Origin of the sequence: Nannocystis bainbridge, from assembly GCF_028368995.1 — a bacterium.
Taxonomy (GTDB): Bacteria; Myxococcota_A; Polyangia; order Nannocystales; family Nannocystaceae; genus Nannocystis; species Nannocystis bainbridge.
The window spans coordinates 2,149,514-2,171,362 of the sequence record NZ_JAQNDL010000003.1; the positions used below are offsets into that span (position 1 = coordinate 2,149,514).

A 21,849-nucleotide genomic window follows, 5' to 3' on the forward strand; every position below is an offset into this window, starting at 1 on the left:
CGTATGCCGCTGTTCGTGTGGGAGGCTCGCACCAGCGCCGGGGAGATCCGCGGCGGCGAGCTGGCGGGGCTCGACGAGGCGCAGGTGATCGAGGCGCTGCGCCGCCGCGGCCTGCGAGTCACCCGCGTCGACCGCAGCAGCCGGCGCGCCGCGCATCGCCTGACCGAGGCCGCGGCGCCAGAGCTGCTGCCGGCGCTGCGGCAACTCCTGACCTTGAGGACAGCCGGAGTCGGGGCCGCGCAGGCGCTCGAGCTCGGGGCCCGCAGCAGCCGCGGGGCGGTGGCGCGGGCGCTGCACGCGGCCCAGCTGGCGGTCGAGTCGGGCGCGGGCGTCGGCGAGGCGCTCGCCCAGCACCCGACGGCCCTCGGGGCGCTGGCGGCCCGGGCCCTCGGCGAGGCCGAAGCGCGCGGGCTGTTCGAGGTCACGCTGGCGGCGCTGATCGAGCTGCTGGCGACCGCCGAGGCGGGGCGGTCGGCCGTGCGCGCGGCGATCGTGCGCGCGGGCGCGGCGGCGCTGGTGCTGCTCGGCGGCACCGCGGCGCTGACGACTGTGCTCGTGCCGGCGGCCGGCGGCCTCTATCGCCGCCTCGAGCTGGCGCCGACCGGCGCGGCGGCCGACGTGCTGGCGATCGCGCCATGGCTGTCTCTCGGGACAGGTTTACTCGCCGCCGCGCTCGCGGGGGCGGCCGCGCTGCTGGCGATCTTCCCGCCGTTGCGAGCGGGCGCGTTCGGGCTGGCCGCCGGCCTGGCCGAGACGCTGCGGCGCCTGGCGCTGGCCCGGTTCGCCCGCGCGCTGGCGCTGCTGGCGGTCGCCGAGGCGCCGCGGCAGCTCGCGCTCGAGCTGGCGGGCTGGGAGGCCGGCGACCGCGAGCTGGCCGAGGTCGCCCAGCGGGCCCGGCTCGCGGTGGCCCAGGGCGGCGAGCTCGGACCGGCGCTGGCCGAGGCCGGGCTGCCGGCCGGGTTCGCCCGCGCGGTCGAGGCCGCCGACCGCGGCGGCGACCTGGCCGCGACGCTGCGCCGCCTGGCCGAGCTCGAAGAGGCCGCGGCGCTCGACTGGCTGGCCCGCAGGACAGGGCGGATCGCCCAGGTGTGCTACGCGCTGTCGGCGACCCTGGCGGTGACCGCCGCGCTGGCCCTGGCCGCCCCGCTTCTGCGAACGTGAGGCCGGCGCGAACGTGACATGCATCGAGGGACATGCCCTCACAGACATGTCCCTCGCGCCAGGCCCTCTCGGACATGCCCTCTCGGACATGTCCCTTCGCTCAGAACGTGATGACCGGGCCGATGTTGAGGTCGATGAGGAGGCTGGTGGTCCGCGGGAACCACACGCCGACCTGAGCCTCGCCGAACAGGCCGAAGTGCTTGGCGGCCTGCCAGTGGAAGCCGAACACGCCGCCGATCATGCCGCCGCCGATCCGGACGGTGTCGATGCGCTGGGACTTGTCGGCGTTGGCGGTCACCGCCGCCGCGCCCTGGATCGCGTTGGTGCTCTCCGTCCCGCTCGGGTCGCCGCAGTCGTACTTGTACGGCCACACCGCGGTGCACTGACCGCCGCCCTCGAACGCGGCCTCCTTGTCGTCGGGCACCGAGTTGCCGTTGCGGTCGTTGGCGAAGCCCATCGGCACGCGCAGGCGGGTGAAGCCGCCGCCGAGGAAGCCGCCGGCGAACAGGCGGAACTTCTTCTCGTCCGAGCCGAAGAAGTACTTGATCTTGAGGCCGCCCGCGATCGTCACGCCCGGCTTGCTGCGGATGCCCTCCGGGTTGGGGTTCGTGACGTCGTTCATGTACGAGTCCGGCAGCGACGCCTTGGGGTCGTCGCGGTAGACCTTCGAGCCCGTGACCGCCTGGATGCGGAGGAAGCCCGAGAGCACCAGCTTCTTGCCGATCCGCCCGCCGATCTCGGGGGCGACGTGGAACGGCGCCGAGGCCATGCCGGTGCTGACCTTGTGGTGGGCCGCGCACTCGCCCGCGTTGTAGGCCATCGCCAGCTGGTCGACCGAGTACGGCGTGCCGTAGGCCATCACCGTCGGGCCCATCTGCGTCTGGTACTGGACCGGGTCGCCGGGCAGGTCGCCGGTGCCGCTGCTCCACCGCGCCAGCGCGCAGGCGAACTCCTTGAGGCCGTAGTTGAAGTTGCCGGCCGGGGTGTACTGGCTGTACGTCTGGTCGGCGACCCCGCGGGCCACGCCGATGCCGGTGCCGAGACCGAGGTTGATGAAGATCTTCGGCAGCGAGTGCTTCGGCGGCGGCGGCTTCTCCGGCTCCTTCTCCTTCGGCGTCTCCTTGACGCACTTCACGTCGGCGACGAGCGGGTTGTCCTGCGCGCCCTTGTTGCCGAGCGCCTTGTTGGCGCCGTCGTAGACGTAGACGAAGTACTCGACCGGCTTGTCGCCGTGCTCCGAGGCCAGCACCTGGGCGGTGGCGATGTTGCCGAAGGCGTCCATCGTCACCGACTTGAAGTCGCCCGAGTCGCCGACGTTGCGCCAGTAGAGCCCGACCTGGCCGCCGTCGGGGATGCCGGATGTGGCGACCTCGAAGTTCAGGTCCTGGCCGCAGCCGTCGGTCGACGGCGCGGTGTGGCGGACCGACTCGCTCGGCGCCGACACGCCCGAGTCCTTGCGCGCCTTGTCGAGCAGCTTCTGCAGGTCGGGCGAGCGCAGCTCGGTCGGCAGCGTCACGTGGTAGTCGGCCTTGACCGCGCCGACGAACGCCGCCGTGGTGTCGTTCTTGTTGCCCGAGTTCGAGAAGATGATGACCGCCCGCAGCATCCGCAGCGGCGCGGTCGTCGGGTCCTCGGCGGCGCTGCCCGTGAGCGCCTGGTCGAGGCCCGCCAGCGCCTGGTCGAGCTCGAGGTTGTTGTACTGCCCGAGCGCCTTGTTATAGGCGGCCTTGAGGTCGTCGCGGCCGTCGGCGAGGGCTGTCCCCGAGGACAGGAGCACGGCCAGCGACAGCGCGGCGGTCAGCAAGCGCGAAGGGGAAAGCCAGCTCAGGTCCAGGGGCCGACGGGGACGGACGAGGGTCTGCGTTCGCACAGGATCTCGGGCTCCTTCTAGCCGAACGCCGGCTCAGCGCCGGCGTTGGGTGTCCAGGGGGTTCGGCGCGCGGCGCCGATCACTGGATGGTCTTCTTGCAGTCCTTGAGGTTGAATTCCACGCGGCGGTTGTTCGCGCGGCCATCGTTGGTCTTGTTGCTGTCGATCGGCTTCTCCTCGCCCCAACCGATCGGCTCGAGGCGGCCGGTGTCGATGCCCGCCTTGACCAGGTAGTCGCGCACGCTGTTGACGCGCTTCTGCGACAGGGTCTTGTTGTACTTGTCGGAGCCCTTGCTGTCCGTGTGGCCCTCGATGAAGATCTTGATGTCCGGGGCCGCGTTGAGCGTGTCCTTGACCTCGTCGAGCACCTTGAAGCTCTTCGGGTCGATGTCCCACTTGTTGAACTTGAAGTAGATCTTGTCGGACAGCTTGATCTGGCAGTTGTCGATCTTCAGGACATCCGGGCAACCATCCTCGTCCTCGACGCCGTCGTAGTCCTCGGGGAGGTTGCGGCAGTCGACCTCGACGCCGTTCTCGGTCTTCTTGTCCTTGTTGATCCACTGGTACGTCCCGTCGGGGTTGCGCACCAGCTCGGCCGCGTCGAGGACCTTGTCCTTGTCGTTGTCGACGTCGGGGCAGCCATCCTCGTCCTCGAACCCGTCGAAGTCCTCGGGGTCGTTCGGGCACTTGTCGTTGACGTCGAGGATCGTGTCGCGGTCGTTGTCCGGATCGGGGCAGCCGTCCTCGTCCTCGAACCCGTCGACGTCCTCCGGCTCGTTGCGGCAGTCGATCGTGCGACCGCTCTCCGTCTTCTTGTCGTTGGTCGACCAGGTGTAGCTCTTGCGCGCCTCGTCCTTCGTCAGCTTGTCGGCGTCGAGGACCCCGTCCTTGTCGTTGTCCTTGTCGGGGCAGCCGTCGTCGTCCTCGAAGCTGTCGAAGTCCTCCGGATCGTCGGGGCACTTGTCGGCGATGTCGTCGTAGCCGTCCCAGTCGCGGTCGTTGGCGCCGACCGGCGGCCGGCTGACCACGTTCGGGTCCTTGCAGCGGACCGGGTCGGTCTTCTTGCGCGCGAGCTGGGTGTAGAGATCGGCCTTCTCGGCGTGATCCTTGCCGCGGTAGTACTCGCCCATCGTCAGCGCGTCGCGCGAGAAGCGGATGTTCGCCTCGGCGATCGCCGTCTCCTTGGGCGCGCAGCCGATCGACTTCGAGCCGTCGGCGATCGCTCCTTGCAGCACCGTGTCGGTGCCCTGGACCTTGCCGAGCAGGCGCTCGCCGAGACACCCGAGCCCGACGAAGGAGCTCGCCATCGTGGCGACCACACAAACAGTAAGGCGGTTCACTTGCCACCTCCGACCGACACGCCGGCCTTGACCTCGCCCTTGGCACCGCCCGCTCCGGTGGAGCCGGTCGCCTTGGCGTCGCCGCTCGCCTTGCCGTCGGCAGGCGTCGTCGCGGCCGGAATCTCGTCGGGGGTCGCGACGCCCTCGGCGCGCTGGTCCATCTGCCCCTTGCGCCGCATCTCGGCCTTCTTCTTCGCCTCTTCGGCGAGCTGCTTGGCCCGCTCGCCGTAGTCGAACGAGCGCTCGTATTCGCTGTAGCCCATCAAGATCTTCGACTGCTCCAGGTAGGTCACCGAGCCCCAGTACTCGTAGGGGGCGTTCTCCTCGGCGCCGGCCGCCTCGGCGTCCGCCACCGCCCGGGTCGACTCCTTGGCCACCTTCTTGAGGTACCCAAAGGGTCCACAGCCCGCAGTACACGCGGCCGCGACGACGATGGGGATCAGCTTGACGAATCGCGTTGTTCGCAGCACCAGAAGGCTCCCTGGTTCGAGATCGTGGCAGGCGTCGTTGAAGGGGGTCGTAAGGGTCCGGCCCCAGGCCCGCGATGGGGCCGTCATGGAGCCGGGGTCTGCCCGAGCGGGCGCGACGACTGCCGAAATCGCCGCGACGATACCAGGGGCCGGCGCAAAGGGTCAACAAGCCGACCTCCGCGGTCACGACCCCGACAGAGCCGGCGTGAACGCCACTTCTGGCGCCTCCGGCCGTAGCGGCCGCGACCGCGGAGTCCCAGCAAGCCGTGGGGAAAAGCCCTCCTGCCCCAACCGGTCACTCCTGGTTCTCCTGGTCGCTGGCGGGTACGCTGCACGCCGATGTCGTCTCGCCGCGCAAGGCCGCCGTCCGCGCGCCTGGCCGTCTGCCTCGCCGGGATCGCGCTCGCAACGGGCCTCGCCTGCACCCGCGTCAGCGACACGCCGCGGTTCGAGCCGATCTCCGAGCGCCTCGAGATCCTCGAGACGATCCCCGGCCCGATGGCGGACGACGTACCTCCCGGGGCCCAGATCGACTTCTGCTTCTCCGGCACCCTCGACCCGCGGGCCCTCGACGACCTCGACGCCTCCCTGCGCTCCGGCCTCGTCACCTTCGACACCCAGCTCGACCTGCAGTTGTTCGCCTGGCGCCCGCCGGGCGAGAGCAGCGGCACCGCCGACGCCCCGTGGTGCCCCGGCAGCGTGGTGTCCCTGCGCGCCAAGGAGCCGCTGGTCCCGGGGGTCCTCCACCGCGTCCGCCTCGCCCCCTCGGCGGTCGGCTGGGCCGGCGAGCAGCTCGACGTCACCACCCCCGGCTGGGTCGCCGACGACGGCGGCCCGCTGTTCATCCTGCAGTTCTACGTCCGCGAGCCCGAAGACGACGGCAAGACCGACCCGCCGGAGCCGGCGCCGACGCTGACCCAGCTGTTCGCCCCAGGCCAGGTGTTCGCCGCCAACAACCCCGCCTGCAGCTGCCACCGCGACCCGGACGCGCTGGCCTACGAGCGCCTCGACCTGTCGTCGCCGCAAGCCGCGTTCGCCGGGCTGGTCCTGCCGACCCGCCGCCAGTCGACCGGCTTCCCGATGGTCGTGCCCCGCCGCCCGTCGGAGAGCTTCCTCGTCCAGGTGCTCCTGCGCGACGACGACGGCCAGGCCCTGCACGGCGTGCGCGGCGACCCGATGCCCCCCGACGCGCCCCTGCCCTATCAGGAGATGCTGGCGATCGTGCGCTGGATCGAGGGCGGCGCGCTGCCCTGAGCCGACCGGGCCGGAGGTCGAGCGCCGATCTCCGCGGCTCGAGCTCCGGCCATCCCCGCGGGGCCGACAGCCCGGCCCGCGCTCACGGCACCTTGCCGCCCGGGTACTCCGGCTGCTCGAGCTCCCGCAGGGTCGTCAGCATGCCCTGCAGCCGCTTGGCCCGCTCGCGCGCCTGCTCGCGCGAGCGCTCGAAGTCGAGGTCCTTGAGGCCGAGCGCCGAGGCCCGGTCGTACAGCGCCAGCGCTTCTTCCTGGCCCTTGAGGCAGGTCTGGATCTGGTCGCCGGAGATCACGTTCTGGCCGATCTGTTGATCGAACACCAGTTTGCACGGGCCCCGCTCGGCCTCGCCTTCGGCCTTCATCCCTTGCGCGTACACCTCGCGGGCGGACTCGCCGCAGCCGAGGAGAAGGACCAACCAGAGCCCGAACGACAGCCGCGGCATGCCTCCACCCTAACCGCTTCTCGCGGCCCGGGCGAGCGAGCCGCGCCAGAGAGAGGGGTCCCGGCCCTCGCGCTCCTGCCGTCCCGACTCTGGCCCTCGTCGCCCCTCCGAGCGCGAACCGTCCCGACCCTCGCGTTTATCTGCGAGCACGACCTCGCGCGATCTTCTGCAACCTGTGCAACCTGCCCCCCACGGCCGGGCGAGGCGCCGCTGCGAATCCGGTCCCTTCCTTCTGTCTGTCCTGCGAGCCGCTCGCGCGAGACCCGGCGTCCAACAGCGTCCCACGTGAGCCAAGCCCCGCGCCGCCCGCGCTCCGCGCCCTCGTGTGCATGCTAGCTTCGCGGCCGGTCGCCATGCGCCTCCTGCGGCAGCCCACGCCCCTTCCTCCTGGCACCGCAGCGTGCATCGGCGCCTTCGACGGCCTCCACCTCGGCCACCAGGCGCTCCTTCGCCGCGCCGCTGCCCTGGCCCCGCGGATCGCCCTCGTCACCTTCGACCCGCACCCCGCCCAGGTCCTCGCGCCCGAGCGGGCCCCGCCGCGCCTGCAGACCCTGGCCCAGCGGGCCCGCGTCGCCGCCGCGCTCGGGGTCGACAGCCTCGTCGTCCTGCCCTTCACCCGCGCCCTCGCCGACACCGCCCCTGACGCCTTCGTCGAGCGCCTCCTGCTCGCCGGCCTGCGCCCGGCCGCCGTCGTCGTCGGCCCCGATTTCCGCTTCGGCTCCGGCCGCGCCGGCGGCCCCGCCGACCTGCGCCGCCTGCTCGGCCCTGCCGGCGTCGAGGTCGAAGTCGTCACCGAGGTCAGCCTCCCCACCGATCCATCCCAGGCCAAGCTCGGCAGCTCCGGCATCCGGCGCGCCGTCGAGCGCGGCGACCTGCCCGCCGCCGCCGCCATGCTCGGCCGCGCCTACAGCGTCGAGGGCCCGGTCGTCTCCGGCGCTCGCCGCGGCCGCGACCTCGGCTTCCCGACCGCCAACGTCGCCGTCCGCAACCCGCTGCTGCCCCCGCCGGGCGTCTACGCCGGCGCGCTCGCGCTCGTCGCCCCCGATCCCGATGCCGGCACCGTCTGGCCCGCCGTCATGAACCTGGGTCAAAACCCAACCTTCGGCCCTGACAGCCCCCAGACTCTCGAGGTCCACGCGCTCGACGTCGACCTCGGCCAGTCGCTCTACGACCGCCCGGTCGAGGTCGCCTTCGCCGCCCGCCTGCGCCCCGAGGAGCGGTTCCCCTCCGCGACCGCTCTGGTCGCCCAGATCGCCCGCGACATCGAGGTCGCCCGCCCCCTCCTCACCGCGGACTGGCTGGCCCACGCGGTCCTCGGCGCCGCCTCCACCTGGGACGACGACCATGTCTGAAGCGCCCGCCCTCGTCAGCGCCACGCTCGCCCAGCTGTACATGCAGCAGGACCACCTCGAGCAGGCCCGCCGCGTCATCCAGCGGGTGCTCGCCGCCGATCCGCTGCACGGCCACGCCCTCGTGCTCGCCGACCGCCTGGCCAACCGCTCGCGCGCCCGGCTCTACGCCGCCTTTCAGCCCGGCAGCGGCGTCGTCGTCCGCTGGCACGATGCCCCGCCCGAGCCCGCGCTGCACCTGATCCTGGCCGTCTTCCGCGCGGTCCCGGCCTTCCCCGGCCGCACCAGCACCCAGGTCACCTCGATCCGCTGCCGCGCCGAGGCCGGCGAGCACACCTTCCCGATCGCCGGCGGCCCGCGCCCCAGCCCCGCCAGCGCCAGCCTGTGCCTGGCCCGCCTGGCCCCCGACGGCCTCCAGCTGCTCGCCGTCCACGAAGCGATCTCCTGGCCCACCCCCACGGGCCCGTAGCTGCCGATTCAGGCGGTCGCTACGCCTGCTCGCCCGCGAGGTCCGGGCTCACTGGCACGATCGACCTTACGCCCCGTCTCCTCCCGTCCCCGATCGGCCTGCACCGTGGCGGCGCGCACGGATGACCGGCGCACCGGCCTCGTGCGCGCCCGCAGACGCGCGCGCGCCTGGGCGCCTGTGCTAGTGTCCGCCCGCTCATGTTCCGCGGAGCCCTCACCGCCCTGATCACTCCCATGCGGCCCGCGGCCGGCGGCGCCTCCGAGCTCGACGAGCCCGCCCTGGTCGCCCTCGTCGAGGCCCAGATCGCCGCGGGGATCCACGGTCTCGTGCCGTGCGGCACCACCGGCGAGGCCAGCACCTTGAGCGCTGCCGAGCACCTCCGCGTCGTCGAGCTCGTCGTCAAGACCGCGCGGCGGCGCGTCCCCGTGCTCGCCGGCGCCGGCGGCAACGACACCGCCAGGGCCGTCGAGCTCGCGCGCGCCTGCAAGGCTGCCGGGGCTGACGGCACGCTGCAGGTCACTCCTTACTACAACAGGCCGACCCAGGCCGGCCTCGTCGCCCACTTCCGCGCCATCGCCGAGGCCAGCGACCTCCCGGTCGTCGTCTACAACGTGCCCGGGCGGACCGGCTGCGATCTGCTGCCCGAGACCGTCGCCGAGCTGGCCCGCGACCCGAAGATCGTCGGCATCAAAGAGGCCACCGGCGACATGAACCGGGCCGCCCGCCTGCGTGAGCTGCTGCCCGGGCGCCGCGACTTCGCCCTGCTCTCCGGCGACGACTTCACCGTCCTGCCCTTCCTCGCGCTCGGCGGTCACGGCGTCATCTCCGTCACCTCCAACGTCGCCCCGCAGTGGGTCGCCGGTCTGTGCGACGCCGCCGCGGCCGGCCGCTGGGACGACGCCCGCGCCCTGCACGACCGCCACTACCCGCTGGCCCGCGCCCTCTTCAGCCAGCCCAACCCGATCCCCGTCAAGGCCGCCGTCGCCCTCCAGGGCCGCTGCACCGGCGACCTCCGCCTCCCGCTCCTCCCGCTCGATCGCCAGGGCCGCGAGGGCCTGGCCGACACCTTGCGCACCCTCGGTCTTCTGTCCTAGAAGACAGGTCCCAAAGGCCAGCCACCGATTATGACGACCGAACGCCTCGTCCCCATCAGCATCGTCGGCGCCCGCGGGCGCATGGGCAAGACCCTCATCCGCGAGATCGTGCTCAGCGACAGCATGATCCTCGAGGCGGCCGTCGACCGTGAAGGCGGCGCCGGGCTCGGGCAGGACGCCGGCCGGCTCGCCGGGCTGCACGACATCGGCGTGACCGTGGTCGACGAGCTGCGGCCGCGGCGCAACAGCGTCGTCGTCGACTTCTCGCTCGCCCCCGCGACCGACGCCAACATCCGCCGCTGCGTCGAGGCCGGCGTGCCGCTGGTGCTCGGCACCACCGGCCTGCAAAAGTCCACCCGCGAGCTGCTGCGCGGCGCCTCCCGCGAGATCGCCATCGTCAGCGCCGCCAACTTCAGCGTCGGCGTGACCCTGCTGACCAAGATCGCCGGCCTCGTCGCTGGCTCGCTCGGCGAGAGCTGGGACGCCGAGCTGCTCGAGATCCACCACAGCCACAAGCGCGACGCCCCCTCGGGGACCGCCCTGCGGATCGCCAAGGCCGTGGCCAAGGCGACCGGCCGCGACCTCGAGGGTGTCATGCGCACCGACCGGGCCGGAGAGAACGCCCGCCCGCGCGAGCGCGGCGAGATCGGCGTGGCCGCGGTCCGCGGCGGCGACTCGATCGGCGAGCACACCCTCATGTTCCTCGCCGACGGCGAGCGGCTCGAGCTGACCCACCGAGCCTTTGACCGGGCCATCTTCGCCCGCGGCGCCCTGCGGGCCGCCCGATGGGTCGCCGGCCGAGCGCCGGGCCTCTACAGCATGGCCGACGTCATCGGCCTCGGCGACCTGGGCTGATGCGCCGGCAGTTCGACCTCGAGCTGGTGCGGCGCAGCAGCACCGGCGGCGGCGAGACCGCGACCTTCGCCGTCGAGGTCCCGGCCGACCTGCTCTATTTCGCCGGACATTTCCCCGGCGAGCCGGTGCTGCCCGGCGTGGCCCAGTTGGTCGCCCTGGTGCTCGACCGGGTGCGGGCGCTGTGGCCCGAGCTCGGCGAGCCGACGCGGGTCGGCAGGCTCAAATTCAAGCAGCCGATCGCCCCCGGCGACGCGCTCGAGCTCACCGTCGAGCTCGAGCGCGGCGAGGCGGCCCCGCGGGTGCATTTCCAGATCGATCGCAAAGGTCAGGCCTGCACCGTCGGGGTCATGACCTTTGCCACGGCGGGCGAATCGCAGGGTTGAGCGCCGGCGCCGTCCATCGGCTATGTCATCACCTCCCGGAGGTCATGTGGAAGCAGTTCGAACCGTCGACGTCGCCGTGCTGGGCGGCGGCCTCGCAGGCAATCTGATCGCCCGCCAGCTCCGCCGCCAGGTCCCGGGCCTCTCGGTCGCGGTGTTCGAGAAGAGCACCGAGGGCTCGTTCAAGGTCGGCGAGTCCTCCGTCGAGATCGCCGGCAACTTCCTGACCCGCCGGCTCGGCCTGACCTCGTACCTCTACCAGCACCAGCTGCCGAAGAACGGCCTCCGCTTCTTCTTCGACACCCCCGAGAAGAACGCCGAGCTCCACGACATGACCGAGCTCGGCAGCCGCCACCTGCTGCGCTTGCCGTCGTTCCAGCTCGACCGCGCCCGCCTCGAGAACGACCTCCTGCGCATGAACGGGGACGCCGGGGTCGACATCCACCTCGGCGCCAAGGCCCACGACCTCGCGCTCGCCGAGGGCGCCGAGGGCGGGCCGGCGATGCACGAGTTCACCGTCACCGAGGGCGAGCAGCAGACCCGCTGGCGCTGCAAGTGGCTGATCGACGCCAGCGGCCGGGCCAGCCTGGTCGCCCGCGCCAAGGAGCTGCGCGTCCCGACCGAGCTGCCCGTCAGCGCCGTCTGGGGCCGGTTCCGCGGCTACGCCGACATGGACGACATGGGCCCGCCCGCGTGGCGCGACCGCGTCCAGAACACCGCCCGCTTCCTCAGCACCAATCACTTCTGCTACCCCGGCTACTGGATCTGGTTCATCCCGTTGGGCCAGGAGGTCATGAGCGTCGGCTGGGTCGGCGAGAAGGCCCAGTTCAGCGACGCGTGGCGCAAGCCCGAGGGCTTCCTCGAGTTCCTCAAGGGCCACAAGGCCGTGTGGGACCTGCTGCGCGGCGGCCAGGCCGAGCTCGTCGACATCCTCTCGTACAAGCAGCTCGCCTACGGCACCAAGCGGTTCTTCCGCGGCGAGGACCGGTGGTTCCTGCTCGGCGAGGCCGCCGCCTTCACCGACCCCTTCTACAGCCCGGGCAGCGACTTCATCTCGATCGAGAGCGACTACATCGTCGACATGATCGCCCGCGACGCCGCCGGCGAGAGCCGCGCCGACATCGCCGAGCGCTCGGACACCTACGACGAGTTCATGCAGTTCCGGTTCGCCGCCACCGTGCTGCTGTACCGCGACCTCTACTCGGTGCTCGGCAGCTACGAGCTGCTCAAGCTCAAGTGGGACTTCGACATCGCCTGCTACTACAACCTGTGGGCGGCGCCGTTCTTCACCGACCAGCACCTCGACCTGCGCTACTTGAAGGCCGAGCTGCGGCGCAAAGAGTTCGTCCTCCTGGGGCTCGAGAATTTCGCCCGCTTCTTCAAGCAGATCGAGGGCGAGATGCACGCGCGCGGCGGCTACTACCGCAAGAACCTCGGTCAGTATTGCTACCAGCTCGACTTGGTCGACTTCATGGATGACATGTTCGCGCCGCGGCCGCGGCGGCAGGTGATGCGCACCACAGAGGCGATCTTCAACGGCACCCGCGACCGCGGCCTCGCCATCTTGCAGGACCTGGGGGTCGTACCGACGCGAGACGCCCCCGCCCTGCCCCTTTACGAGTTCATGCTCCAAGAGCCCCTCGCCTGAGCCGACCGGGTCGGGCCCTGCGGGACCCGAAGCGGCCGGCCGAGCCCCCGGGCGAGCTTTACCTCCCCGGGCCCTGCAAGTACCATTCGCCGAACGACCCCAGCATGACGCGCGCGGAAATCTACAATCGGATCGTCGGGATCCTCGTCAAGAGCTTCGAGCTCGACCCGAACGACATCCGCCCCGAATCCCGGCTCTTCGAGGACCTCGACCTCGACAGCATCGACGCCATCGACATGTTCGTCGAGCTCCACGAGGTCACCGGCCGCCGGATCGACGTCCAGGTCGCGCGGAAGATCCGCACCGTCGAGGACATCGTCAAGCTCGTCGAGTCCGAGCTCGCCAGCGCCAACGTGCCCAAAAACCAGGAGTGACGGGCCCGTGGCCTTCCCGCCGCTCGACGAGATCTTGCCGCATCGGCCGCCGATGCTGCTGCTCGACGCGCTGACGGCGGCCGAGGCCGAGTCGGCGACCTGCCGCGCCACCGTGCGGGCGGGCGCCCCGTTCGTGGTCGGCGAGCGCGTCTCCTCGCTCATCGCGCTCGAGTACTTCGCCCAGACCGTCGCCGCCCTGTTCGCCTACAAGGCCCGCAGCGGCGCCGGCGGGCCGTTCCGCGGCCTCCTCCTCGGCGCCCGCGACCTCGAGCTCGCCGCCTCGCACCTGCGCGTCGGCGACGTCCTCGACGTCCACTGCCGCGAGCAGTGGGCCAGCGGCCCGGTCGCCCAGTTCCACTGCACCTTGAACCGCGGCGGCGAGCAATTGGCCACCGGCGCCGTCACCGTCCTGCGCGGCGACCCGGCCGAGTTCGCCGCCGGCGGCTCCGACCTGTCCCCCGGGACAGCCGCCTCCGACCTGTCCTCCGGGACATCCAGCCTATCCTCTACGCCAGCCTCCGACCTGTCCCTCGGGACATCCGCCGGGGAGCCGTCCGTCACTCGCCTCGACCTCGTGGAGCCCGCGCCATGAATCCCCGTCGCGTCGTCATCACCGGCGTCGGCATCGTCTGCCCGATCGGCCACAACCTCCCCGAGGTCACCGCCTCGCTGCGCAGCGGCCGGCACGGCATCGTCGCCATGCCCGAGTGGGGCCGCGTCGAGGAGATGCGGACCCGCCTCGGCGGCGTCGTCACCGGCCTCGACCTCGACCGTCGCTGGCACCGCAAGAAGACCCGCACCATGGGCCGCGTCGCCCTCCTGGCCGCCTACAGCGCCGAGCAGGCGCTGGCCGACGCCGGGCTCGACGAGGCGACGCTCGGCTCGGGCGTCACCGGCCTGTCGTACGGCTCCAACTCGGGCTCGTCCGAGGCGCTGGCGGAGTTCTGCACCACCCTGCTCACCACCATGAGCATGAAGGGCCTGCAGTCGACCAGCTACCTCAAGTTCATGCCGCACACCTGCGCCGCCAACCTGGCCCAGTTCTTCGGCATCCGCGGGCGGGTGATCCCGGTGACCTCGGCCTGCGCCAGCGGGGCCCAGGCGATCGGCGGCGCCTACGAGGCGATCAAGTACGGCCTGCAGGACGTCATGGTCGCCGGCGGCGCGGACGAGATGCACTACACCACGGCCGTCACCTTCGACCTGATGTTCGCCACCTCGACGAACTACAACGAGCGGCCGGACCTCAGCCCGCGGCCGTTCGACGCCAAGCGCGACGGCCTGGTCGTCGGCGAGGGCGCCGCCACCGTCGTGCTCGAGTCGTACGAGCGCGCGCGTGACCGCGGCGCCACCATCTACGCCGAGGTCCTCGGGTACGGCACCAACTGCGACGGCCTGCACATCACCGCCCCGTCCGAGCAGGGCATGCGCCAGGCGATGGCCCGCTCGCTGCGCGACGCCGGCCTCGGCCCCGACCGCATCGACTACGTCAACGCCCACGGCACCGCCACCGACATCGGCGACGTGGCCGAGAGCAACGCCACCCGCGAAGTGTTCGGCCGCCCGGTCGCCCTGTCCTCGACCAAGAGCTACACCGGCCACACCATGGGCGCTTGCGGCCCGATCGAGGCCGCCTTCTCGGTCGCCATGCTGCGCGAGGGCTTCCTCGCCCCCACGCGCAACCTCGTCGAAGTCGACCCGCGCTGCGCCGACCTCGACTACGTGCGTGAGGTCCGTGACGTCCGCCCCGCGATCGTCATGAGCAACAACTTCGCCTTCGGCGGCGTCAACACGAGCCTCATCCTCGGCCGGGTCGACTGAACCGGCCGCGGCGCCAGCCCGAGGCGCGCCCTCGCCCCTCGGGCCTATCCCCCGGCATCAGGCAGTCCCCGCGTGCCCAAGTTCCTGCGCATCCCCGTGTCCGGCCTCGCGTTCGTCGGCTTCTTCACGTTCGGCTGCATCGCCGGCTGGATCGGGCTGCCGCTCCTCGCCCTGTGGCCGGGCAGCCCGGAGGTGAAGCGACGGCGGATCGAGCGGATCATCTGCGCGATCTACCGCCGCTTCCTCAGCATCCTGAACATGGTCCGGCTGATCGACTACGTCCGCCCGGAGCTCCCGCCCGACTTCCCGCGCGGCGGCGGCTACGTCGTCATCGCCAACCACCCGTCGCTGATCGACACCCTGATCCTCATGGGCCTCGCGCCCGGCCTGTCCTCCGTCGTCAAGCCGGGCTGGTACAGCTCGTGGATGCTGCGCCTGCTGATGCGCTACGCCGGCCACATCCCCGGGACCGACCGCACCGCCGCGCTGACGGATGGCTCTTCAGACATGTCGCAAGAGGCAGCCGACAGCGACATGCCGGCCGTGGTCGACCGCATGGTCGCGCACCTGCAGGCCGGCCACGCGCTGGTGATCTTCCCCGAGGCTTCGCGCTCGTGGGAGCGCAAGATGCGACGCTTCCGCCGCGGCGCCGTCGAGGCGGCCGTGCGCGCCGGCGTGCCGATCGTCCCCGCCTTCATCTCGGTCAACCCGCCGATGTTGATGAAGCACCAGCCGTGGCACGAGGTCCCCGACCGCCGCGGCGTGTTCCGGGTCGAGTTCTTCCCGGTCGTCGAGACCGCCGGCCGCGACCTCGACCCGCGCCAGCTCAACCGCGAGCTGCGGGCCCTCTACGACGGCCGCTTCGCCCAGATGCTGCGCGAGCGCGACGCCTCGGCCCTCACCGCCGCCCCGATCGCCCAGCTGCCGCAGACCTGAGCCTCCGCTCGACGATTCGTCCCGCCTCCGCGCCGCAGCCGTGGAAGTCGCCTGCGAAGACTCGCCCGCCTGTCCTCTGCGGGCTCGCCGACGTCCCGGATTCGCTGCATTGATTCTGCCGACCGCCGCACGGGCCGTCGTGTTTGGCGATCGACGCCGAACCGACACCCCGCGGGCCCTTCCCATCGACGGCCAAGCGACCGCGGCTCCCATCGACGGGCCCTCTCTTCCTGCGCGGAGCGCACGGCCGACCGGCCTGCGCTCTTGCGCATCATCGCCCCGCGCGTGAACCCGGCGTATCGCCTGCTACGCTGGGCGCGTGGTCCCTCGCCTCTCTCTGGTGGCAGCGTTCGTCCTCGGCCTCTTCGTCGGTCTCACCCCATTGGGCGAGCCGCGCGCCGGCGCCTGCCAGAAGCCCGGCGATTGCCCGACCGGTTTCACCTGCGCCCGCGGCTCCTGCGTCGCCGATCAGCTGCGTTGCGTGTTCGCCTGCGAGGGCCGCGACGTCCAGGGCGAGTGCGTCACCTACGGCCAGGATTTCTGCGCCGCCGACGCCGTATGCGCCAAGGACTGCGCCGTGCGCAGCACCTACGGCGACTGCCACACCTGGGGCGCGGACGCCTGCGGCGAGTCCTTCGCCTGCTCCGTGCGGTGCAAGGAGCGCAGCACCGACGGCACCTGCCTCGCCTACGACCGTGACGCCTGCGGCACCCGCTACAAGTGCGCCAAGCACTGCGCTCAGCGGGCCCAGAACGGCACCTGCATGGCCTACGGCCCCGACGCTTGCGGCCCCAGCATGGCCTGCACCCCGCGCTGCCTCACCCGATCGATCCACGGCGACTGCACCATGTGGGGCCAGGACGTCTGCGGCCCCTCCGCCACCTGCGCCCGCCGCTGCATCTCCCGCGACGGCGGCGGCACCTGCCTCGGCTGGGGCGGCGACGTGTGCGGCGAGGGAGCCGTCTGCGTCAAGCACTGCAACAGCCGCGGCAGCTTCGGCGCCTGCTTCGCCTTCGGCCCCGACGAGTGCGAAGCCGGCAACTGACCCCCTTTCGCCGCTGGCGTGCTCCACCGAGCCATCACTTCGTATTCAAACCCCGCGAGTGCGAAGCCAGATCCTCCACTCACATCACATGTCTCATAGGACATGTTGGTACCTCGACCCGCGTCCATTTCGAAGCGCGCAGCTCACCCACCATCCATCGCCCGTTCACACCGTTCGGCGAACCTGCGCAGCAAGAGCGCCCGTCCGTAAGCGCCGACGAATGTAGCCCCGCTCCCCCATACGGCGAACCTGCGCAGCAAGAGCGCCCGTCCGTAAACGCCGACGCACGTAGCCCTAGGGCCCCCGTGCAGCCCGCTCCCTCCGCGCGGCGAACCTGCTCAGCTCGAGCACCGCTCCATAATCGCCGAAGAACGCAGCCCCAAGACCCCCGCGCAGCCCGCTCCCCGCGCGCAGGAGGACGCGCCGAAAGCACGCCAGATGGCGGTTGTTCGGCGGCCAGCCCTGGCCGTCGAACAGCCGCCCCCCGGTCGGTTGCCTTCAACGATGACTGCATCGGAGCCGAGCGCGGCGCGTCGGCCTCTCACGGCTGCAGCCGTGCCGGGGGTCCGGGGAAGGGTCGACCGACAATACGAGGCAGGATGAGCGCGAGGAACGAGCGTTCATCCCGACGCTGAACTGTCGGTCGACCCTTCCCCGGACCCCCTGCGAGACGCAGTCGGCAATTCGCGAAGCCCCCGCCCCCACTCCCCAAGGACATGTCCCCAAGGACAGATTCAAACGCTCCACATCGACTGCACCCGCGCCCGCACCTTCCGCCGCGCCTCCCCGAACCCCGGCAAGCTCGCCAGCGGCTTCAGCGAAGGGCAGCGCTCCACCCACTCCACATCGATCAGCACCGAATCCGCCGCCTTCTGGAAGTACACCAGCGCGTCCTCGTAGAACCCCCGCGCGCAGTACACCTCCACCACCAGCTGGCAGATCAGCGTGTGCAGCCGCGGGCTCACCCCGTCGGCCACGATGCTGAGCACGTACGCGTCGAGCTCTTCCTTCGTCGACTCGCCCAGCAGCCCGCGCGCGTAGCCGACCGAGAACTTCGCGAAGCCCACCATCACCTCGTCGCGGATCGAATCGATCACATCGCGGACTCGATCCATGTCCCCGTACCAGCCTGCCACGCGCAGCCGGATCTGCGTCGTCGGGTTGCGGTAGCGCGCGTCGGCCTCGATGCTGCGGAGGATCTCCTCGTACTCACCCAGCTCCCCGCGCAGCGCGTGCACCCGCGCCACGTCGAACAGCCCCACGAACAGCCGCGGCTCGAGGTCCACTGCCAGGCGGGCGCGGGACACTCCTTCGCGCGTGTTCCCGGCCTCGCACTGCAGCTGCGCCAGATACTGGTGCGCGTGCGCGTACGTCGGTGCGATCTCCAGCGCCTTCACCAGCGCCTGCACCGCGTCGCGCCACTCCCCGGTTTGCACCGCCAGCATCGCCTTCGCCAGGTGCGTCTCGGCCAGATCGGCCGCGTCCGCCAGCGCCCTGGCCAGCGCCCTGCGGGCCTCCGCCGCCCAATCGCGGTCCGCCGGCGCCTCCGAGAACGCCGGCAGGAACCACGCTCGCATGCACGCCACCGCGTAGCTCGCCAGCGCCGGGCGGAACTCCGGCGCCAGCTGCATGCACCCCTCGAGCAGCTCGATCGCCCCGTCTTCGCCGAGGATGTGCAGGCTCGTGATCTTCCGCCGCGCCCGCAGGTACAGCGCCACCGCCTCGGCTGGCGCGTCGCCGCGGGCTGCCACCGTATTGAGCTCGACGCGGAGCGCCTCCGCGATCCGCTTGCTCATTCGGTCCTGCATCTCGAACACGTCTTCGATGCGGCTCTCGAACCGGTCGCTCCACAGCTGCGTCCCCGTCGCCACCTCCACCAGGCGCGCCAGCACCCGGATCTGCGACGGTGAGCACTGCACCGTCGCGTCGACCACCGCGTCGACCCCGAGGTTCGTGCCGATCGCCCGCGGATCGCGGTTGTCGCGGTACTGCGCCGTCGCCCCGCTGCCGAGCACCCGCAGCCCGCGGGTCCGCGACAGCACGTCGATGAGCTCATCGCTCAGCGCGTCGCCCAGGTAGCTCTGGTCGGGCGGACCTTGGTATCGGAACGGCAGCACCGCCAGCGCGCGATCGGCCGACGGCACCGGCGCCAGCGAGCGCATCGCCGCCGTCGGCATCATCGACGAGCGACCGATCCCCGTCGCGCCGGCCACCGACCCACCCGCCGTCGCGTTGAGGCGCCCGCTCGCCAGCGTCGAAGGGGCCGCGGCCGTGATCGCGCTCGGCGTCAGCGCTCCGCCGGTCGACACGATCGTCGTCGCCTCGCGGTGGACCGCCGCGGCCATCGCCGCCAGCAGCGGCGCCCCGGCTTGCGGCGCCGCCGACTCGCCCACGCTGATCAGCCACGCCCGTAGCCGCTCGGCCACCTGGACCGCCCCGGCTGGCCGCTCATCTGGCTCCTGGGCCATGCACTGAAGCACCAGTTCGCCGAGCAGCGGCGGCACGTCCTCGCGGATCGTCCGCGGGTCGGGCGGCGGCTGGGTCAGCCGGGCCAGCGCGACCGTCAGCGGCGACACCGGCCCCGACGCCCGCGCCTCGCCGGCGAACGGCAGCGTCCCCGTCAGCATCTCGAACAGCATCAGGCCGACCGCGTAGACATCGGTGCGGGTGTCGACCGGCTTGCCCGAGACCTGCTCGGGCGACATGTAGAGCGGCGTCCCGACCAGCCCCTGCGTGCGCCCGCCCTCGTCGGTCAGCGCGCGGGCGATGCCGAAGTCGGTGAGCACCACCCGGCCGGTGTTCTCGATCAGGATGTTGGCCGGCTTCAGGTCGCGGTGGACCACCCCCGCCGCGTGGGCCGCCGCCAGCCCCTCGCACACCGCCAGCATCACCCGCGCGGTCCGGGCCGGCTCGAGCGCCAGGCGCCGCCGCTCGCCGTCCTCGCGCACGCGCAGCACGTCCTGCAGCGTCGTGCCCTCGATGAACTCCATGGTGATGAAGTGCGTCCCGCCGGCCTCGCCCATGTCATGGGTGCGGGCGACGTTGGGGTGGGTGATCCGGCGCGCCAACCTGACCTCGCGGCGGAACCACTCGAGCTGGTCCGGGGCGCGCGTGATCTCGATGTCGAGCACCTTGAGCGCGACCACGTCACCGACCATGGCATCCACGGCGCGGTACACCACCCCCATCCCACCGCGACCGACCAGCCGCTCGACCCGGTAGCGACCGGCGTACAGCTCGCCCGAGGCGGCGAGCGGCCCCGTCGAGGTCGCCATCGGCGTCGCGGTCATGCCCTCGCCGAGCAGGGTCTTGTCGAGCGGATCGAACTGCTTGACCACCGGCGCGAGCGTAACAGACCGGGTTGCGCCTGGCAGCGCGATGGGCCTCGCACCCGAGCGCGCGGCCGCTCCGTGGCCACGCGCCCCGTCGCGCACCACGCGCAAACCCCACCACTGCGGTCCAGGGTCCCTTCCGTCCGCGCACCCCACGCCGCCACACCGACCGCTCGCTATGACGGCGACGCGCGCGCTCCCGTCCGCGGTCCCGCGCCGCCATCGGCCGCTGCGTCGGCAATCGCGACCGGCGTGCTACGTACGCCGCATGCACGATCCGGAGCTCGCGCTCGCCACCGCCGCCGCCCACGCCGCCGGGGCGGTGCTCCTCCGCCACTTCGAGGGCGTGTTCGAGGTCGAGACCAAATCCTCCCCGATCGACCTCGTCACCACCGCCGACCGCGCCGCCGAGGCGGTCGTGATCGAGGCCCTGCGCAGCGTTCATCCTGACCATTCGTTCCTGGCCGAAGAGTCCGGTCTCTCGGGACATGACCCGAAGTACACGATCTTGCCCGGCCCCGACGAGCTGCGGTGGGTCATCGACCCGCTCGACGGCACCACCAACTTCGCCCACGGCTTCCCTCACTTCTGCGTCTCGATCGCCCTGTGCGACGCTCACGGCCCGCGGCTCGGCGTGATCCACGACCCGATCCGCGGCGAGACCTTCGCCGCCGTGCGCGGCCAGGGCGCCCGGCTCGACCGCAATCCGCGCCCCGGTCGGGACCTCGCGGTGACCCACGCCGGTCGCCTGCAGCAGGCGCTGATCGCCACCGGCTTCTCGTACCAGCGGGCCACCACCCGCGACGACAACCTGGCCGAGTTCTGCCGCGTGGTCCCGCAGGTGTGTTGCGTGCGACGGGCCGGCAGCGCCGCGCTCGACCTCGCCTACGTCGCCGCCGGCCGGCTCGACGGCTACTGGGAGTACCACCTGCAGCCGTGGGACGTCGCCGCCGGCGCGCTGCTGGTGCAGGAGGCGGGCGGACAGATCCGGCGTTTGAGCGGCGCCCCGTGGCAGCTCGGCTGCGCCGACGTCGTCGCCGCCGGCCCGACCCTGATGCCGATCTTGCTCGACGAGCTGCGCGCGGCCAAGATCGAGGCGCCATGAAGACCAAGCAGCCGGGCCGCGGCAGCGCGCGCCGGACCCAGCGGCTGCTGCTGTGGTGCGCCGCCACCGACAGCACCTTCGAGCGCGCGGTCGCGGGCGACGGTCGGGCCGTGCTGACCGGCAAGTGCATCCACTGCAACGCCCGCCACACCCTCACCGAGGCCGGCGCGCCGCTGACCTCCGCCACCATCGAGCACATCGTCCCGCGCTCGCACGGGGGCACCGACGCGATCGTCAACCTCGCGATCGCCTGCGCCCGCTGCAACATCGGCAAGGGCCACCGCCTCGACGATCGCCCGTGGCAAGACCCCACCTTGCAGCGGGTCATCGCCACCTTGCAGGAGCGCCGAACCGCCCGCATGCGCCCGCCGCCCGACTGGCTCGACCTGCCCCCGCTGGCCCCCGCGCCCGACGGTGACGCCGACGAGCCCTGAACTGCTCCTGCGGCGCGCCGTGGGCCTCAACGAAGGCGCCGCCCGGCTCGACCCGTCCTCCGGGACATTTTTTATTGCGAGCCCAGGGCCCATGTGCCGGTTCGCGATGGGCCGAGCCGGCTCCCTGTCCTCAGGGACATCTGATTCCCAGGGCCTCCGGTGTCGGCTCGCAACGAGCCGAGCCGACGCGCAACGACCTGTCCAAAAGGACATTTGATTCCAAGCCAGGGACCCGCTGTCGGTTCGGGCCGAGCCGACGCGCCACGACATGTCCAAAGGGACATCTTATTCCGCCCCCATGCTCGGGCCCGAACGACGCTCGCGCCTCCGCCCCTCCGCCCCTCTCGCCCGCGGGAATAACCCCCACCCCCTCGCGCGTGACCTACCCGAGCCGCGCGCGATGAGCCGCGGCGCCATGACTTCTCGAGCATGTCCCATCGGACATCTCGCCACCACGTGCGCGTGAGGCCT

Annotated in this window: 20 protein-coding genes; 15 read left to right on the forward strand and 5 right to left on the reverse strand. The window is 71.9% G+C overall.

The features are described 5' to 3' along the window. Window positions 1-3: 3 nt before the first annotated feature. Entirely contained in the window at window positions 4-1,161 is a 1,158-nt protein-coding gene (locus POL25_RS33750; RefSeq protein ID WP_272090418.1) for a type II secretion system F family protein, read from the forward strand. 100 nt (window positions 1,162-1,261) lie between these two features. On the opposite strand, the gene POL25_RS33755 is transcribed toward POL25_RS33750, so the two are convergent. From POL25_RS33755 to POL25_RS33765, 3 genes are all read right to left on the reverse strand, one after another. Beyond that, entirely contained in the window at window positions 1,262-2,965 is a 1,704-nt protein-coding gene (locus tag POL25_RS33755; protein WP_272090419.1) for a hypothetical protein, read from the reverse strand. Between the two features lie 145 nt (window positions 2,966-3,110). Next, the gene (locus POL25_RS33760) at window positions 3,111-4,337 is read right to left on the reverse strand and encodes an OmpA family protein (RefSeq protein WP_272090420.1); all 1,227 of its coding nucleotides are present in this window, start codon (window positions 4,335-4,337) and stop codon (window positions 3,111-3,113) included. 29 nt (window positions 4,338-4,366) lie between these two features. Then, window positions 4,367-4,840, reverse strand: a complete 474-nt coding sequence (locus POL25_RS33765) for a DUF4398 domain-containing protein (protein ID WP_272090421.1) — start codon at window positions 4,838-4,840, stop codon at window positions 4,367-4,369. 339 nt (window positions 4,841-5,179) lie between these two features. Between POL25_RS33765 and POL25_RS33770 the strand changes: the two genes are divergently transcribed. After that, window positions 5,180-6,094: a hypothetical protein gene (locus POL25_RS33770; RefSeq protein WP_272090422.1), complete on the forward strand. Its 915-nt coding sequence runs from the start codon at window positions 5,180-5,182 to the stop codon at window positions 6,092-6,094. Window positions 6,095-6,176: 82 nt separating this feature from the next. Here POL25_RS33770 and POL25_RS33775 read toward each other — a convergent pair whose 3' ends face one another. Continuing rightward, complete coding sequence (locus POL25_RS33775) at window positions 6,177-6,536, reverse strand: hypothetical protein (RefSeq protein ID WP_272090423.1); 360 nt, start codon at window positions 6,534-6,536, stop codon at window positions 6,177-6,179. A gap of 353 nt (window positions 6,537-6,889) precedes the next feature. On the opposite strand from POL25_RS33775, the gene ribF reads away from it, so the two are divergent. From ribF to POL25_RS33830, 11 genes are all read left to right on the forward strand, one after another. Next, window positions 6,890-7,888, forward strand: coding sequence for a riboflavin biosynthesis protein RibF (ribF, locus tag POL25_RS33780; protein WP_272090424.1), 999 nt, complete (start codon window positions 6,890-6,892; stop codon window positions 7,886-7,888). Then, window positions 7,881-8,354 carry a hypothetical protein gene (locus POL25_RS33785; RefSeq protein ID WP_272090425.1) on the forward strand — a complete coding sequence of 158 codons (474 nt, stop codon included), beginning with the start codon at window positions 7,881-7,883 and terminating at the stop codon, window positions 8,352-8,354. Before ribF ends, POL25_RS33785 begins: the two co-directional genes overlap by 8 nt. Before the next feature lie 197 nt (window positions 8,355-8,551). After that, window positions 8,552-9,448 (forward strand): 4-hydroxy-tetrahydrodipicolinate synthase, encoded by an 897-nt coding sequence (gene dapA, locus POL25_RS33790; RefSeq protein WP_272090426.1) that lies wholly within the window; start codon window positions 8,552-8,554, stop codon window positions 9,446-9,448. Between the two features lie 30 nt (window positions 9,449-9,478). Next, window positions 9,479-10,303, forward strand: a complete 825-nt coding sequence (gene dapB, locus POL25_RS33795; protein WP_272090427.1) for a 4-hydroxy-tetrahydrodipicolinate reductase — start codon at window positions 9,479-9,481, stop codon at window positions 10,301-10,303. After that, window positions 10,303-10,686, forward strand: a complete 384-nt coding sequence (locus POL25_RS33800) for an ApeI family dehydratase (RefSeq protein ID WP_272090428.1) — start codon at window positions 10,303-10,305, stop codon at window positions 10,684-10,686. Before dapB ends, POL25_RS33800 begins: the two co-directional genes overlap by 1 nt. 46 nt (window positions 10,687-10,732) lie before the next feature. Next, window positions 10,733-12,331, forward strand: a complete 1,599-nt coding sequence (locus POL25_RS33805; protein ID WP_272090429.1) for an NAD(P)/FAD-dependent oxidoreductase — start codon at window positions 10,733-10,735, stop codon at window positions 12,329-12,331. Between the two features lie 104 nt (window positions 12,332-12,435). Next, the gene (locus POL25_RS33810) at window positions 12,436-12,705 is read left to right on the forward strand and encodes an acyl carrier protein (RefSeq protein WP_272090430.1); all 270 of its coding nucleotides are present in this window, start codon (window positions 12,436-12,438) and stop codon (window positions 12,703-12,705) included. A 7-nt stretch (window positions 12,706-12,712) separates the two neighbouring features. Further along, complete coding sequence (locus POL25_RS33815; protein ID WP_272090431.1) at window positions 12,713-13,297, forward strand: hotdog family protein; 585 nt, start codon at window positions 12,713-12,715, stop codon at window positions 13,295-13,297. Next, on the forward strand, window positions 13,294-14,526 hold the full coding sequence (locus POL25_RS33820; protein WP_272090432.1) for a beta-ketoacyl-ACP synthase: 1,233 nt from the start codon (window positions 13,294-13,296) through the stop codon (window positions 14,524-14,526). Before POL25_RS33815 ends, POL25_RS33820 begins: the two co-directional genes overlap by 4 nt. 72 nt (window positions 14,527-14,598) lie before the next feature. Further along, a complete protein-coding gene (locus POL25_RS33825; RefSeq protein WP_272090433.1) occupies window positions 14,599-15,462 on the forward strand; it encodes a lysophospholipid acyltransferase family protein in 864 nt (287 codons plus the stop codon). 319 nt (window positions 15,463-15,781) lie between these two features. Beyond that, window positions 15,782-16,507: a hypothetical protein gene (locus tag POL25_RS33830; protein ID WP_272090434.1), complete on the forward strand. Its 726-nt coding sequence runs from the start codon at window positions 15,782-15,784 to the stop codon at window positions 16,505-16,507. A 734-nt stretch (window positions 16,508-17,241) separates the two neighbouring features. Here the strand turns inward: POL25_RS33830 and POL25_RS33835 are convergent. Beyond that, the gene (locus POL25_RS33835) at window positions 17,242-19,845 is read right to left on the reverse strand and encodes a serine/threonine-protein kinase (protein ID WP_272090435.1); all 2,604 of its coding nucleotides are present in this window, start codon (window positions 19,843-19,845) and stop codon (window positions 17,242-17,244) included. A 262-nt stretch (window positions 19,846-20,107) separates the two neighbouring features. Here POL25_RS33835 and POL25_RS33840 point away from each other — a divergent pair, with 262 nt between their 5' ends. Both POL25_RS33840 and POL25_RS33845 read left to right on the forward strand, forming a co-directional pair. Further along, window positions 20,108-20,944: an inositol monophosphatase family protein gene (locus POL25_RS33840; protein WP_272090436.1), complete on the forward strand. Its 837-nt coding sequence runs from the start codon at window positions 20,108-20,110 to the stop codon at window positions 20,942-20,944. Next, entirely contained in the window at window positions 20,941-21,378 is a 438-nt protein-coding gene (locus tag POL25_RS33845) for an HNH endonuclease (RefSeq protein WP_272090437.1), read from the forward strand. Before POL25_RS33840 ends, POL25_RS33845 begins: the two co-directional genes overlap by 4 nt. Window positions 21,379-21,849: the final 471 nt, after the last annotated feature.